The 15,351-nt window shown below is 57.7% G+C and carries 15 protein-coding genes; 9 read left to right on the forward strand and 6 right to left on the reverse strand.

Annotated features, from left to right (window positions below; all coding sequences use genetic code 11):
* Positions 1-6: 6 nt before the first annotated feature.
* The 6 genes from nosZ to ACR0L1_RS11125 are packed head-to-tail and all read left to right on the forward strand — an operon-like array spanning position 7 to position 6,282.
* A complete protein-coding gene (nosZ, locus tag ACR0L1_RS11100; protein WP_480503908.1) occupies positions 7-1,914 on the forward strand; it encodes a TAT-dependent nitrous-oxide reductase in 1,908 nt (635 codons plus the stop codon).
* Between the two features lie 2 nt (positions 1,915-1,916).
* A complete protein-coding gene (locus tag ACR0L1_RS11105) occupies positions 1,917-3,173 on the forward strand; it encodes a nitrous oxide reductase family maturation protein NosD (protein WP_480858833.1) in 1,257 nt (418 codons plus the stop codon).
* On the forward strand, positions 3,163-4,056 hold the full coding sequence (locus ACR0L1_RS11110) for an ABC transporter ATP-binding protein (RefSeq protein WP_480858835.1): 894 nt from the start codon (positions 3,163-3,165) through the stop codon (positions 4,054-4,056). Before ACR0L1_RS11105 ends, ACR0L1_RS11110 begins: the two co-directional genes overlap by 11 nt.
* A complete protein-coding gene (locus ACR0L1_RS11115; RefSeq protein WP_480503911.1) occupies positions 4,053-4,874 on the forward strand; it encodes an ABC transporter permease in 822 nt (273 codons plus the stop codon). The genes ACR0L1_RS11110 and ACR0L1_RS11115 overlap by 4 nt, the downstream gene beginning before the upstream one ends.
* Positions 4,871-5,386, forward strand: a complete 516-nt coding sequence (locus ACR0L1_RS11120; protein ID WP_480503912.1) for a nitrous oxide reductase accessory protein NosL — start codon at positions 4,871-4,873, stop codon at positions 5,384-5,386. Before ACR0L1_RS11115 ends, ACR0L1_RS11120 begins: the two co-directional genes overlap by 4 nt.
* The gene (locus ACR0L1_RS11125; protein ID WP_480858838.1) at positions 5,383-6,282 is read left to right on the forward strand and encodes an FAD:protein FMN transferase; all 900 of its coding nucleotides are present in this window, start codon (positions 5,383-5,385) and stop codon (positions 6,280-6,282) included. The genes ACR0L1_RS11120 and ACR0L1_RS11125 overlap by 4 nt, the downstream gene beginning before the upstream one ends.
* Before the next feature lie 354 nt (positions 6,283-6,636).
* On the opposite strand, the gene ACR0L1_RS11130 is transcribed toward ACR0L1_RS11125, so the two are convergent.
* The 5 genes from ACR0L1_RS11130 to ACR0L1_RS11150 all read right to left on the reverse strand — a co-directional run bounded on the left by ACR0L1_RS11130 (position 6,637) and on the right by ACR0L1_RS11150 (position 13,051).
* Complete coding sequence (locus ACR0L1_RS11130) at positions 6,637-7,965, reverse strand: hypothetical protein (protein ID WP_480858840.1); 1,329 nt, start codon at positions 7,963-7,965, stop codon at positions 6,637-6,639.
* 177 nt (positions 7,966-8,142) lie between these two features.
* A complete protein-coding gene (locus ACR0L1_RS11135) occupies positions 8,143-9,672 on the reverse strand; it encodes a phospholipase D family protein (RefSeq protein WP_480858842.1) in 1,530 nt (509 codons plus the stop codon).
* A 259-nt stretch (positions 9,673-9,931) separates the two neighbouring features.
* The gene (locus ACR0L1_RS11140) at positions 9,932-10,831 is read right to left on the reverse strand and encodes a DUF2950 family protein (protein WP_480858844.1); all 900 of its coding nucleotides are present in this window, start codon (positions 10,829-10,831) and stop codon (positions 9,932-9,934) included.
* Between the two features lie 4 nt (positions 10,832-10,835).
* Positions 10,836-12,107, reverse strand: coding sequence for a DUF3300 domain-containing protein (locus ACR0L1_RS11145; protein WP_480858845.1), 1,272 nt, complete (start codon positions 12,105-12,107; stop codon positions 10,836-10,838).
* Between the two features lie 350 nt (positions 12,108-12,457).
* Positions 12,458-13,051: a TetR/AcrR family transcriptional regulator gene (locus ACR0L1_RS11150; protein WP_480503918.1), complete on the reverse strand. Its 594-nt coding sequence runs from the start codon at positions 13,049-13,051 to the stop codon at positions 12,458-12,460.
* Between the two features lie 88 nt (positions 13,052-13,139).
* Here ACR0L1_RS11150 and ACR0L1_RS11155 point away from each other — a divergent pair, with 88 nt between their 5' ends.
* The 3 genes from ACR0L1_RS11155 to ACR0L1_RS11165 all read left to right on the forward strand — a co-directional run bounded on the left by ACR0L1_RS11155 (position 13,140) and on the right by ACR0L1_RS11165 (position 15,011).
* Complete coding sequence (locus tag ACR0L1_RS11155; protein WP_480858847.1) at positions 13,140-13,613, forward strand: cupin domain-containing protein; 474 nt, start codon at positions 13,140-13,142, stop codon at positions 13,611-13,613.
* Between the two features lie 59 nt (positions 13,614-13,672).
* On the forward strand, positions 13,673-14,485 hold the full coding sequence (locus ACR0L1_RS11160) for a c-type cytochrome (protein WP_480550857.1): 813 nt from the start codon (positions 13,673-13,675) through the stop codon (positions 14,483-14,485).
* Between the two features lie 136 nt (positions 14,486-14,621).
* A complete protein-coding gene (locus ACR0L1_RS11165) occupies positions 14,622-15,011 on the forward strand; it encodes an adenylate/guanylate cyclase domain-containing protein (RefSeq protein ID WP_170789322.1) in 390 nt (129 codons plus the stop codon).
* A 150-nt stretch (positions 15,012-15,161) separates the two neighbouring features.
* On the opposite strand, the gene ACR0L1_RS11170 is transcribed toward ACR0L1_RS11165, so the two are convergent.
* Positions 15,162-15,341 (reverse strand): hypothetical protein, encoded by a 180-nt coding sequence (locus ACR0L1_RS11170; protein WP_170789323.1) that lies wholly within the window; start codon positions 15,339-15,341, stop codon positions 15,162-15,164.
* Between the last annotated feature and the right edge of the window lie 10 nt (positions 15,342-15,351).

A 15,351-nucleotide genomic window follows, 5' to 3' on the forward strand; every position in this document is an offset into this window, starting at 1 on the left:
ACGATCATGTCAGACCAAGAAAACAAACTGAACATCACACGCCGCGGAATGCTGGGGGCGACCGCCACCGGTGCCGTTCTGGCCGGGACCGGGCTGGGCTCGACCCTGATGACCGCCCGCGAGGCAAGCGCCGCTGCGAACGCGCATCTGGAACCGGGCGAGCTGGACGAATACTACGGCTTCTGGTCCTCAGGCCAAACCGGTGAGCTGCGCATCCTGGGTGTGCCCTCGATGCGTGAGCTGATGCGGGTGCCTGTGTTCAACCGCTGCTCAGCCACCGGCTGGGGTCAAACCAACGAGTCGCTGAAAATCCTGACCGAAGGCCTGCTGCCCGAAACCAAAGAGTTTCTGGCTGCCAACGGCAAGGTCACCTATGACAACGGCGACCTGCACCACCCGCACATGTCCTTCACGGATGGCACCTATGATGGTCGCTATCTGTTCATGAACGACAAAGCCAACACCCGCGTGGCCCGTGTGCGCTGCGACGTGATGAAATGCGACAAGATCATCGAGATCCCGAACGCGCATGACATCCACGGTCTGCGTCCGCAGAAATACCCGCGCACCGGCTACATCTTTGCCAATGGTGAGCATGAGGCGCCGCTGGTCAATGACGGCCAGATCCTCGACGATCCGTCGCAATACGTGAACATCTTTACCGCCATCGACGGCGACACGATGGAGATCGCATGGCAGGTGATGGTGTCGGGCAACCTCGACAACACCGACTGCGACTATCAGGGCAAATACGCGTTCTCGACCTCGTACAACTCGGAAATGGGCATGAACCTGGCCGAGATGACCGAGAATGAGCTGGACCACGTGGTCGTGTTCAACCTCAAAGGCATCGAAGACGCAATTGCTGCGGGGAACTATCAGGAGCTGAACGGCGTCAAGGTCGTAGACGGCCGTAAAGAGGCTGGCGGCAACCTGACCCGCTACATCCCGATCCCGAACTCGCCACACGGTGTGAATGCCGCGCCCGACAAGAAACACATCATGATCAACGGCAAGCTGTCTCCGACCGTGTCGGTGATCGATGTCGAAAAAGTCGACGCGCTGTTTGCCGACAACGCTGATCCGCGCTCGGCCATCGTCGCGGAACCGCAACTGGGTCTTGGCCCGCTTCACACCGCGTTCGACGGCAAGGGCAACGCCTATACCACCCTGTTCCTGGACAGCCAGGTGGTGAAGTGGGACATCGCCAAAGCGATCGAAGCCTATGGTGGCGCGGACGTCGATCCGATCCTCGACAAGGTGGACGTGCAGTATCAGCCGGGTCACAACTCGACCTCGATGGGTGAGACGGCTGAGGCTGACGGCAAATGGCTGATTTCGATGAACAAGTTCTCGAAAGACCGCTTCCTGAACGTGGGACCGCTGAAGCCTGAGAATGAGCAGCTGATCGACATCTCGGGCGACAAGATGAAGGTGGTCCATGACGGCCCGACCTTTGCGGAGCCGCATGACTCGATCCTTGTACACCGGTCCAAAGTGAACCCGGTCAATGTCTGGGATCGCAACGACCCGATGTGGGAAGATGCGCGCAAACAGGCCGAGGCCGATGGCGTCGATCTGGATTATGGCGCGGATGAGCCGATCCGGGATGGCAATAAGGTGCGCGTCTACATGACCTCGGTTGCCCCTGTGTTCAGCATGGAGAAGTTCACCGTCAAGCAGGGCGACGAAGTCACCGTCTATGTCACCAACCTGGACGATGTGGATGATGTGACCCACGGCTTCTGCCTGTCGAACTTCGGTATCGCGATGGAGGTTGCCCCGCAGGCCACCGCCTCGGTCACGTTCATTGCCGACCGTCCGGGCGTGCATTGGTTCTATTGCCAGTGGTTCTGCCACGCGCTGCACATGGAAATGCGCGGCCGGATGTTTGTTGAGCCGCGGAGCGCGTAGTCATGCGTTGGTCCCTGCTCATACCGCTCCTGCTCGGCTCGCCCCTTTGGGCGGCGGACTGGGATGTGCCCAACCGGGCGGGGGCCATCAATCAGATACTGGCGCAGGCGGCGGATGGGGATACCCTCCGCCTGAGCCCCGGCACCTATGCCGAAACACTGGTTCTGGACCGGCCCGTCACAATCGACGGGCTGGGACAGGCCACCATTGACGGACAAGGCAAAGGCAGCGTAATCACCGTGACCGGGCCGGGCGTGACGGTGCGCGGGCTGACGGTGATCGGCTCCGGTTCAGACCATGACGGGATCGACAGCGGCATCCAACTGACCAAAACGGCCACCGCGCCTGTGGTCGAGGATAATGTGCTGCTGGGCAATCTCTATGGCATCGACATCCACGGGGCCAAGGACGGCATCGTGCGCCGCAACCGGATCGAGGGGCGGCAGGACCGCCACATGAACGCGCGCGGCAACGGGGTCTATGTCTGGAACGCGCCGGGTGCCGTTGTCGCCGACAATGACATTCAGTTTGGCCGCGATGGGATTTTCGTGAATTCTTCGAAGAAGAATTTGTTCACCGGCAACCTGTTCCGCGATCTGCGTTTTGCCGTGCATTACATGTATGCCGACAATTCCGAGGTCAGCAACAATGTCTCGATCGGTAATGATCTTGGCTATGCCGTGATGTTCACCTCGAATGTCAAAGTCACTGACAATGTGTCGATTGATGACCGCGAGCATGGCGTGATGCTGAACTACGCCAACAAAAGCGTCATCACCGGCAATGTTGTGAAAGGTGCGAAAGAGAAATGCACCTTCCTGTATAATTCGAACAAAAACGAATTCACTGACAACTGGTTTGAAGGCTGCGGCATCGGCATCCACTTTACCGCAGGCAGTGAACGCAACCGGATCGTCGGCAACGCCTTTGTCGGCAACCGGACGCAGGTGAAATATGTCTCGACCAAATGGGTCGAGTGGTCAGAAGAAGGGCGCGGAAACTATTGGTCCGATTTCGCCGCCTATGATGTGGATGGCAACGGCGTGGCCGATGCACCTTATCGCCCCAACGATTCAATGGACCATGTGCTGTGGACCCAACCCGCAGCCAAATTGCTGCTCGGCTCACCTGCCGTGCAGCTGGTGCGCTGGTCGCAATCGGCCTTCCCGGCGCTGTTGCCGGGAGGCGTGGTGGACAGCAACCCCTTGATGCAAGCCCCTGAACCCCCAGCTATGAAGAAGGTGCCTCATGACGGATAAGGCCCTGACGATTGACCAAGTCTGCAAAGACCGTGGCAAGACCCGCGTTCTTGACGATATCACCCTGTCTCTTGCCCCCGGTCAGCGCGTTGCGCTGCTGGGCCATAACGGTGCGGGCAAGTCGACGCTGATCAAATCCATCCTTGGCCTGACGCCGATCCATGGCGGAGCCATTCGGATCGGAGACGTCGCCCCCGGTACGGCGCAGGCGCGGCGAGAGACAGCCTACTTGCCCGAGGCGGTATCCTTCCACCCGGCCTTGACGGGCCGCGAACAACTGACCCTGTTTGCGCAACTCTCGGGCGCGAAAGCAGACGTGCCCGGCCTGTTGGAGCGGGTCGGCCTCAGCGATGCGCTGGACCGCCGGATCGGAGCCTATTCAAAAGGAATGCGGCAACGTCTGGGTCTGGCGCAGGTGCTGCTGGGTCAGCCCAAAGTGGCGTTGCTGGACGAACCGACCAGCGGGCTGGACCCGATCTCGCGGCAGGACCTCTATGCCATTATTGACGAGCTTGCCGCGCAGGGCACTGCCGTCCTGATCGCGTCTCACGCCTTGACCGAGGTCGAGGCCCGCACCGATCGCATTGCCATCATGCGCAAGGGTCGGATGGTTACCGATGACACGCTGACCAACCTGTCGGCATTGGCCGGTCTGCCGATCCGCCTGAAGGTGCGCGCCAGTGCCAACCCTGAGGCGCTGGCTGCCGAACTGGGTGGCAACCGGATCAACGGGGCTTCGGTCGAACTGCTCTGCTCTCCTGAAGACAAAATGGAGGCCCTGCGTCGCATAGCCGGATTGGGCGACGCGGTAGCGGATGTGGAAATGACGCCGCCCAAGCTGGAAGACCTCTATCGCCATTACGCACAGGAGGGATCGCGATGACCCGCTTCCTTGCCATCACTCGCACCGAAATGCTGATCCTGCGCCGCAACCGCTGGCTGCTGGTCGCCACGCTGATCATGGTGCTGTTCGCCTTGGCGCTGACCTTTGCGGGCAGCGCGCCAACCGGCACGCTGGGGGTCGATATGCTCACCGTCTCGGTCGCCTCGATGACCACACTGTCGGTCTATCTTGCGCCCTTGCTGGCGCTGATGATTTCTTTCGACGCCATCGCGGGCGACGTGGACCGGGGCAGCCTTTCCCTATTGTTGTCCTATCCTGCAGGGCGCGGAGAAATCCTGTTGGGCAAGTTCACCGCCCATCTGGCCGCGCTGGCCTTCGCCATGACCGTCGGCTTTGGCACGGCAGGCGCAGTGGCCACCTTCTTTGGAGGCGCGGGGGCCGAAAGCCTGATAGCTCTGACGCGACTGATCCTCACATCCATCCTGCTGGGCGCCGTCTTTCTGGCGCTGGGATACCTGCTGTCTGCCCTGGCAAAGGGGGCTACGGCGGCAGCGGGTCTGTCGGCCGGGCTATGGCTGGTTTTTGTTGTCCTCTATGATCTGGGCCTGTTGGGGGCCGTCGTCATGGACAAGGGCGGCAGCTTCACCCAATCCGTCTTTCCGTGGGTGATGGTGGCCAACCCGGCCGACGCATTCCGTCTGTGGAACATTGCCGCGACCGAGGGTGTCGCCATGGCCTCCGGCATGACCGGGGCCGCGCAGGCCCTGCCCTTCTGGGCCGCGCCCGCCTCACTTCTGATCTGGCCGGTGCTTGCCTTCGCGCTCGCGCGACTGGCCTTCCGGAGGGTCGAACCATGAAACGCTTGTACCTGATTGCCCTGATTGCCCTGACCGCCTGCAAAGAAGAGGTTGCCGAGGCCCCCGACCCGGTGGATTTAACCCCCGATGCGCTGAGTTTCTTCTGCCAGATGAACATCGCCGAACATGGCGGACCCAAGGGGCAAATCCATCTGGAAGGCTACCCTACGCCGCTCTTCTTTGCGCAGGTCCGCGACATGGTGGCTTATCTCAAAAGCCCCGAACGTGACGCCGCCATCACCGCCGTATATGTCAGCGACATGAGCGTCGCACCCAGTTGGCGACAACCCGGCATTTCCAACTGGATCGCCGCCGCCGACTCCACCTTTGTAGTCGGCGCCAACGTCGCGGGGGGAATGGGCGCGCGCGAAGTTGTGCCTTTTGGCGATGCCAGCGCGGCGCAGGCCTTTATCGACACTTATGGCGGCGCCGCCCTGACCCTGTCCGATATCCCCGATGCCGAAGTGTTGGGCCCCGTCGATCTGAACCTTGCGCTGGAGACCCCGTCATGACCGCCCTGACCCGCCGCCGGTTTCTGGCTATTTCCGCAGCCTGCGCCTGTACTCCGGTTGCCGCCGCTGCGTCTGCGCGATGGCACGGCTCAGCATTGGGCGCAAAGGCCAGCCTACGCGTGGAAGGACTAACCAACACTGAAGCAGCACCCATTTTCGATGCCGTCACGGCCGAGCTGACCAGGCTTGAAAATATTTTCAGCCTGTATCGCCCTCACTCTGAGCTGAGCCGACTGAATACTGATGGACACCTGATAGCACCGTCACCCGAACTGTTGAAAGTTCTAAGCTTGTGTTCCGCGTTGCATGACGCCTCGGACGGCGCGTTCGACCCAACGATACAACCTCTCTGGATGGCGTTGGCCAAAGGAGCGGAACTCTCTGAACTGAATCGCGCGCAGCGCGCGATTGGATGGCACAAAGTGTTAGTAAACACGGATTCAATCCGCCTGCCAGATCCGGGATTTTCAGGATTGACCCTGAACGGAATTGCCCAGGGCGAAATCACTGATCGTATCGCAAGTCTGCTAAACGGGTTCGGCCTGCGCAATATTTTGGTTGATATGGGCGAGATATCAGCCCGAGGCACCCGTAGCGATGGAAGCGACTGGCAAGTCGGCCTGGCAGGTCCCAAGCATATCGTTAGGGGGCGGCTTTCGTTACGTGACCGTGCTGTCGCAACCTCGGCACCGGCAATGATGAAGCTGGCTGCGGGACATCACCACATTCTTGACCCAAAAAACCGAATGGCACCGCAGAGTACTGTGTCCGTTTCTGCCGCAAATGCCGCCTTGGCAGATGGGTTGTCGACTGCGCTATGCGTGACACCAAACAGGAAGGTCAGGTCAGTCTTGTCCCACTTCCCGGACGCCAAACTTGAGATGCTCGTCCCCTAGGCTCAGGACCCATTGATTTTCGTTTTGCTGCCAACCATGGCGAAGAAAAGACGGTCAAAATCTTCCTCTCAGCAATCGCGCTCGCCGCTTTGGTGATCTATCGGCCATGAGGCCTGAGCCTAAGCAGCAACTTGGGACTACGGCTGCGCTCGGTCTTTTCAGCGCATTTTTCACCGGATTCCGTTTTCGGTAAGACACTGTTCAATGGGGCCGGTAAGAACCAGGTGTCGTGAGCGTCTTGCCGGAACGAGTCTCAGCACAATCAAATGAGCGCCCGAGACCTTATCCGCGGAACTTTGCTGCCGTAACCCCAGCAATCATCTCTTTCGGGCGGCTCAACGCCGATTACAATTGTCAACGCAGTGGAAACGCATCCGGAGTGATCTGCCCTGTCTCCGCTACTGTCCAACCGCGTGTTTTTAATGAGTCCGTCGCTAAACCGGACATATCGTCCGAAACAAAAAGCACGATGGGACCTTCGGTCGCCTCAGTAAGATTGGCAGAGAATGCATCCAGCGTTTCGGTCCAGCTCAGGTAGTCTACTGGAGCCATGACCACGGAATTGCCACTTCCTCCAACGCCAATGATTGTGCCTTGTGCGCGCAACTGGGATAGTGATTCTTTGGTCACGTGATACGTCCTGAACATGTCCAAGGTCTGCACGAGGAAACGCGCCTGACCTTCCGAGCCCACACTCAGGATCAACGGAAGGACATCCGCCCGGCCTTGCACCCCGTCAAGCGATTTCAATGAATCCGCCGCCACAGCTTGCATGCTGAGCGTATAGTAGCTGTGCCGCAAAAAGCGGTCGACTTGATCACGCGGCACGCCGACGGACAAAAGCGTTTCCTCAACCTGCACGCGCAGATCACCGGGGGCGGTATCCCAAACCCAGTCACTGAGCCGCGAGGTTGACGACAGGACCAACCCGCCCGGAACCAAACTGGTCAAGACATTGACGCCAAGCCCCCCCGCGAAGGCCGCCCAAGTAACCTCATCCAGCCGCGTGGCGAGGAGTTGATTGGTAGTATAGGGATCGACACCCAATTCCTTGGCCAGACGGCGGCGCTGTTTGTCAAACCCAAGGATATTTACAGCAACATCTCCGCTGGCGCGCGCGACATTCTCAGTAAAGCTGCCCTGCGGACCGGCTTGTGAATCTGCCGAGCCTCCGGGAAGGTTAGAGGTGGTCTCGGGATCAACGCCGGGCAAGTTGCCCTCTCGGACATCGCCCAGTTTTTGCAGCCCCGTCTTGGCCGACCGTCCGGTACGTTTGAGAAACCGCCCGACACCTTCGGGCACACCTTTCAGAGTTTCCTTCGGCTGCTTCGCAAATTGGCGCAGGTTTTCAAACGTCTCTCCGGCTGTGTCTTCGGCAGCGTCGATGAATTGCTGGTCATTCTGGATATGGTCCAGCGCAGCAAGAGCTCGGATTTCGACCAACCGCGCCTGCAACATACCCGGACCAGAGGCCGAGAATTGCCCGAACTGCGTCTCGATGCGGTAGGTCGCCATGTACCCATCCGTCGGGACCTGTTCGTCGATGCGATAAATCTCGGTCGCAAGCGGAACGTCCTGAACGCTTTCCTGCGCAGACAGTATGGGCTGTACTTCATACTCGGCACTGAACGCAACTGTTGGCAGAAACAGCAACACAATAGGAAATGCCTTAACAAAATTCATTCGTTCCATCCCTTTTCCGCGCATCCCGGCCAAATTGCACAAACACGGAACACGGGGACGCTGCAGATCTTCAATCATCCCGACAGCAAGCACCGAGATGTCTTTCTTGTCCAGTCGGGGGCTCCATACTGCGACGGGGGCTATGGCGACGGCGTAGATGTGGAAGCCCATCTTGCGCTAAAGCTGCGATCCAATAGGCAAAATGGCCAAAAACCCGGCCTTGATATGATCAAAGAAACTACCGGTGGGTTCATGTCGGTTCAGCAAGATCGCACCATCCTCGCAGTAGGACCTCCAGGTGACGCGTTTTTCCTCGTCATATTGGACCGAATAGGTGTTTTGCTTCAAAGCTTCGTCAAGCGCAGCAACCGCGCGTCGCGTCAGGTCCGGCGAGTCCACAAGCACGCCCATTTCTGTGTTTATGTTGACCGACCGCGGGTCCCAGTTGAACGAGCCCACGAACAGGTATCGCTCATCGATGGTAAATGCCTTCGTGTGCAAACCCGCGCGCGACTGACCCCAATTCACCCCCCGCTGATTGACCCGGTCCGAGTCAGGGCGCAGTTCGAACAGTTCCACGCCCCCGTCCAATAGAGCGCGGCGTTCCCTTGCATAATGCGCATAAACCGGCGCCACATCGTTTGACGCCAGCGAATTGGTGACAACACGCACCTTAACCCCGCGATCCTCGAGTTCGCTCAGCCATTTAACCCCTCGCTTACGGGGCACAAAATAGGCTGAGATGACGTCGACCGAGCTTTCAGCCTTTTGGAAATAGGGTACCAACTTCGAGGCCAGAATGGGCTGATCATTGTCGACACCGGCTGCCTTGGACGGCGGGTCGGAATACAGTTTGGCCGGAACCCAGTCTAGCCTGAGCGTCTTGAGGGTAAAAGTCTCTTGCGCGGTCTTCTTGACCGCTGCCGCATACGGTGTTTTCAGGGCTTCATCGACCAGCGCATTCAGACGCACGCGGGCATCTGCCAGACCCAGAGTCTCGGGTTCGCCAATCACCGCACGGGCAGGAACAGCAAATTCGCTGTTCCAGTATTCGTCGAAATTGTCGGACACCTCGTTCACCACAGGCCCGGCGACGAAGATATCCAGATCTGCATAGTTAAACTCTTCCTTGGCCAGGAAGTACTCATCCCCCACATTGCGACCACCAACGATGGAAATAGTGTTGTCGACGGTTATGGACTTGTTATGCATGCGCCGGTTGATGCGTTTGAAATCGGTCAAACCTGCAACCAACAGGCTTTGGTCACGCCAGAAAGGATTGAACAGCCGGATCTCGATATTTTCATGAGAATCCAGTGCGGCAGTCATCGCGTCGTAACCCGATGTATCCATGTCATCCAGCAGCAGCCTGACCCGTACACCGCGATCCGCCGCGTTCAGCAGGCTCAGCGCAAACAATTGCCCGGTCAGATCGTTGTGCAGCAGATAGTATTGCGCATCTATTGTCACATCCGCCTGCGATGCCAGAACCAGACGCGCGGCCAGTGCCTCTTCGCCGTTGCTGATCAGCTTGACACCCGACCGTCCGTCACGTGGATCACCCAGTTTGCGCACCGCTGTCGTCAACCTGCTATTGGAAGGGCTCTCGACCGCCCGCGATGGGACTTGAACAAAATCCCTAGGCCCAGCCGAACAGGCCGCCAGAGCGATCAATCCCAACAAAGGCCAAAGCAGTTTTCTCGGCATCTTCCTTCTTCCTTTAGCCTTAGTCGTTTGCCCGGATCGGTTGGGTTCGGCGTCTCATTTACCGACTTACCTTAGCACCTTAGTATCCTGTACCGAGCTTTTTCGCATCGACCGCAAAGTACAGTTGGGAATCTCGCCAAAATCGCTTTCACTTTGCAGGGCGATGGCGGCGTTGGTTCTTAACCGAATCCAACGCCGCAAACGCTCTGATGCCTTCTGGAAATGCGATACGACCGGATGCTGGAATCGACGCGCAGGATCAGTTCACAGGCTGCCATTCCTCAGTCGGATCAAACCCGGTTATGCCTGCCGCCTTTTCCAGCGTGTCCTCGCCCAGAACAGCCTCGAACACGACACCGTTTTCCGAAACCATGAAACTGTGCACGCCGGTCTCTCCGAATTCTGCTGGAACGGCCAAAAGGGCATGACCCGCAACCATGTGGCCATTGACGATGTAGTCCATCGCTCCGCCGGGCGCCGCATCGGTTTGCTCTGTCAGGATACGGAAATAGTAACCTGAAAAGGGCTCGGGCGCGAAGTCGGTTTCGCCGTCACTGAAGCCAAAAGCCGAAGCACGCGCGAAAAGCTCACCCAACAGCGTGTCTTCGGATGCCCAGAACAGCCCATCCCGCTGATCGGCAGAAGTCGAAATGATCTGGCTTGCGAATTCCCTGACCCCGTCGCCGTCTTGATCCTGCGACCGGAAATCGGCCTGTATTTCGACATAGGCCTCCATCAATTCGATCACGTCCAGCTCGTTGCGGCCGATTTCGCGCAGACGCACTTCTTCCCGGCCTGCGTCGTTGTCGAAAGACCATGATGTGTCCGTCTTTGCTATGGGCACCGGGAACAGCCAGCCTTCGTCACCCAGCGCAATCAGGACCGAGCCATCGTCTTGCGGCACAAGCCGATAGCCTTCTTTGTAGAGGGACAACAGTGCCAGCTTGTTGATCTTGTCCTCGACCGGGTCTCCATCGGAAAGATAGTCCGCAGCCTCTGGCCCGAAGACGGCCAGAGCAGCACCCACCTCAGGGCTTTTCAGCGCTGCGACCATCGCCTCAAGCGCCTCTTGCGGAGAGGCATATGCGGCAGGTTCGGCCCAGGCCGGACCAGTGACAAATGCGGCGATTGCAGTTGCTTTGATCAAAGTATTGGTCATGCTCTTATCTCCTCCGCTGGGCTTTTTGGTGGCTGGCTTTGCCCCGTTGCGAAGCCGAGCGTGCTTTTTGCCCGCTGGATTTCTTGTGGGTCGCCTTCGGCTTGCTGACCGCTTTGGGCTTAGAGGCTTTGGTGACATGGGACTTGGTCCCGGATGGTTTCTTAACCGCTGGCTTTTGGGTCGGTTTCTTCACGGCCTTATTCGGCGTGGCCCGATTGACCTTGGGCGTACCCCCATCCTTCATGGTTTTCCGAACTGCTTCCGTTTTGGCCTGCGATCCGGGCCGGGAGATATCTGGCGCACCGGATTTCTGGGACAGTTTGCTTCGCAAGGCATCCGCGCTGCTGTCACCTTTGTCTATCGGCAGCTTGGTCTTACCCCCTGGATCCTTTTTGGAGGCAATCTTGTCTCGCGCCTGATCTTTCTTTCGATCATCCGGTTTCCAGCCATCGTCAGGACGATTGATGTTACCGTTCCCGATATTGACGTCATTGCCGATATTCACATTGCCGTCGATATCCAGATCAATATTCGGGTTTCGATAGATCGGGCCCCCACCCCAACCCCCGCAATTTCGACAACCCCAGTAGTCATTCCAGTCGTCGTCATCGTCAAAAATGGCGTCGATCAGGGCGAATGTCCCAAACGCGATAGCTCCGGTGACAATGGCGTCGCCAACAAGGTTGCTGTTGCTGTCGGTATAAACGACCTGAGGGTCATATTGCGGCACATAAACAACTTCGGGATCCGCAGGTTGGATGATGACGGTTTCGTCTTCCGTGACCTCGACAAGCTGTTCTTCACCCGATACGAGCGCACCGTTGTTGATCGCCTGAGTCCGCATGGTCTGAACGGCGACCATCACCTCGTCACTTTGGGCAAGCATGGCGTCGCCCATGGTTTCGGTCCATTCGATATGGGTGGCCATATCCTCGATCACTTCAGGGAAGGCGACGGCCAGAACCTCAACGCTTTCGTCCCATTCTTCGGCTTCGACGGCAGCTTGAATGACTTCGGGTTCCTCGCCGTCCATGCTGGCCAGCAACCGGTCGCTTTTGACAACTTCCATCGGGCTGGTCGCCGCAACCAGTATCTGAATCAAAAGCGTGTCCGGAAACAAAGCAATCGGCGCGACGAGATTTTCCAGCTCGGCCTGGGTGAGCAGATCGGTTTCTGATATAGGTTCCGCGACACCCTCCTGTTCGGACTGCGCCCCCACTAACGTCGGTGTGAAAACCAGAAACGCGGATACAATCCAACGAACGATATCAGCCATATCTCCCCCCCTTTTTATCAGCAAATGTCCGAGGCCCAATTCGCCGCGGACACACGGGAAAACTCATCCCGTTATTCGAATGCTTAAATTTATCTCATGTTGTCGCGGGAGGGGCTTCTATGTAAAGGGCCTTTGGCTCAAATGTCGGAACACCTGTTTGAAGAAGAGCATGGGTACTGCTGTTTTGCCGCTGGTACCTTCGATATTGGGACCCATGCACGACCACAGGCGAAGCCGGCGAGATCTCGCTGTTTTTTACAAACCGATCAAGCGACGTTCGTAGCCCGTACGATTTTTCGAACAGCGTTCGCTGCGTCAGGCCGGTCTCACGTCCACACCCTTAGAGCAACTCAATTCGGCGCGCTCTCTTGGGGCAAATAGCGATCCAACAGGGCGTCAACCAGACCCGAAAGAAGCCGGTCACCTTCTGGCTGATCAACGCGCAGAATATCTTCCAAAATGATGAATTGCTCCATTCCTGTCGTCATCGCCAACCGCTTTTTCAGATCCTCGAAGTCTGAGGGATCCATTCGGCCACGAACAGGTTCAAGCGCTTCGCCAAATGCAGCCACGCGTCGGGCCCCCCGTATGTTTCTGCGCGCGTCCTCCAAAGCTGCCTTCAGTGACTCTGCCAGGAACTGCCGGAAATAGGCTTCGTGATCACGTGAGAAATCCAAGTAATATTGCGCAACCTTTTGCACACGACTTCGTACGTCAGCGAGATCTTCCAATAGGCGCGAAGTCGGCAAAACCTCGAAATCCAACGTCGCATCAAGCGCCAAAACTCCGGGGTCCGAAAAATACCTGTACACGGTCGCACGGCTGGTTTTCGCACGATCCGCAACTTTCGCAAGAGTTACCTCTGTACCCTCGGCCATGATGTCGCGCGCCGCTTCCAGCAACGCCTCTCGGGTCCGGTTTTTCTGATTGGTTCGTGGTGCCAATATTCAAGTTCCTAAATGTTACACTTGTCTTATAAAGAGATGTATGTATCATAAACTCACTTTGATTTTAGTAAAGGGAATCTTCAACGTGGAACAGACTCGCCCGCGCATTTATCACCTTTTCGGCAATCTCTTGACCTTTCACGCGTTCCCTGCGGAGACCGGGGACAAATACGCAATCGTCGAAATCAAGACTGCGCCCGGAGCAGGCGCGCCTCCAAACCATCATGCCGGAGAGGAAGAGAGCTTCTTTGTTTTGGAAGGCGAGTTCGAATTTATGGTCGATGGGCAGACGCTTGGCGTTCGCGCAGGTGATTTTGTGAAAGTACCCGATGGAGCGGTTCACGCGTTCACATGTAAGGGGCCCCAAGCAGGTCGTTTGCTGTGCATCAACGCGCCCGGCGCAATGCATGACACATTCTTCACCGAAGCGGGTGAAGCAATGCCGGACGGCACGACAGAAATTCCTGAACCCGACGGCCCGCCAGACATCCCAGCAATCGTAGCTTTGGCAGATAGAATCGGCATGACAATTCTCGCGCCGGATCATGCTCCGACCTGAAGCGGGTCCTTTTTTCACGCGAGATGGGAGTACGAAAAATGAAATGCATAGGTTTGTTTTTGACCCCAATCCTTCTGCCGCTGGTCGCGATGGCTGAGCCGAGTATCGAACGCGGTGAGTACCTTGTACGAGGGCCAGCTGCATGCGGAAATTGTCATACACCGCAGGGCCCCAACGGCCCGGACATGTCCAATGAGTTCGGCGGAATGTTGGTCGAAAAGAACGAGATGATGGAGGCCTGGGCCGTCAATATAACGCCAGGTAGCCGGATCGCAGACTGGAGCGACGCAGACCTGGTGCGCGCAATTCGGGAAGGCATCCGCCCGGACGGTTCTGTCATCGGACCGCCCATGCCCATCGGGCTTTACCGCAGCCTTAGCGACGATGACGTTATGTCCATGGTAATGTTCCTGCGCACCGTCCCCGCGAGCAAGAATGAAACGCCTTTTTCAACCTACAACTTCCCCCTTCCGCCCAGCTATGGGCCGCCTGTGGGCCCGGTGACGGCCCCGCCCGCTGGACCAAGCGTCGAGTACGGAGAATACCTCGCCGGGCCAGTTGCACATTGTATCGAATGCCACACTACCTTTGGGCCACAAGGACCAATGTTCGACACGCATCTTGGCGCCGGAGGTTTTGCCTTTCACGGTCCGTGGGGGGTCTCCATTGCACCAAACATCACATCGCACGAGGATGGGTTAGCCCAATATAGCGATGATGAGTTAAAGATGATGATCGCTTCGGGTGTACGGCCCGATGGCAGCCGAATGCGACCCCCAATGGGGTACGCGCATTATGCCCAGATGTCTTCAGATGATCTTCAGGCAATTGTCCTGTACCTTCGGACAATCCCGGCTCTACCGGACCCATGACCGGTCTGACACCGCCAGGTTTTCGTTGGGGTTAGCAGGGAATCTTGTAACGCGCGCGTTGCTGAAACAGAGCACAACAAATAGGCCAAACAGTTTTCACTATTCGGCGTTCTATTGCTTCGCTTGGCGGCCATGAATGCCATGGCCACCGACCCTAGAGCGGTGCCAAGGGCGGATCGTCAAGACCATGGGAGACGGAATTCTGGTCGAATTCGCGTCTCCGGTCGCCGCGCTACGCGCCGGCCTGCAAATACAGGACAGTATGCACGCGCGGGAAGTAGGCGAACCAAAAGATCACCGTCTGCGGTTTAGTGTCGGGATAAACCTCGGTGACGTCGTAGTAGATGGCGATGACGTATTGGGCGACGCTGTGAACATAGCCGCTCGGTTGGAGAGTTTGTCGCCCGTTGGCGGCATCTGTATCTCGCGCCAAGTACGTGATCAGGTGAATGGACGCATGGACGCTGAATTCACGTCACTCGGGCTGCAAACTGTAAAGAACATTCCAAATCCGTTGGAAGTCTAGAGCGTAGACGTTGTAGGTGACGACGCCATTCCAGTGGCTCAGACCGGCCGCGACGTGACCAGTGTCGCCGGGTTGCCGTTTGAGATTGACACGGACGACTCGGATCAATTGTTTCTTGCGTCCGCATTAGTGGAAGATGTCACCGCTGCACTAGGACGTTTTCGACGGGGTGGAAACCGCTTGCGGGTCTCGTCGCGTTTGAACGGCGCAAAAGACGAAGAACAGGTTTGAGCCAACCACTGGGATGGGCCGGCAGACGATTTGTTCGCCATTCTCGATCAACTCACCGGGGCCATCGTCATGGGCGTCGAGCCCGAGATTGGCGCGCATGAGCGTATGC

Source organism: Ruegeria sp. J8, assembly GCF_056531925.1.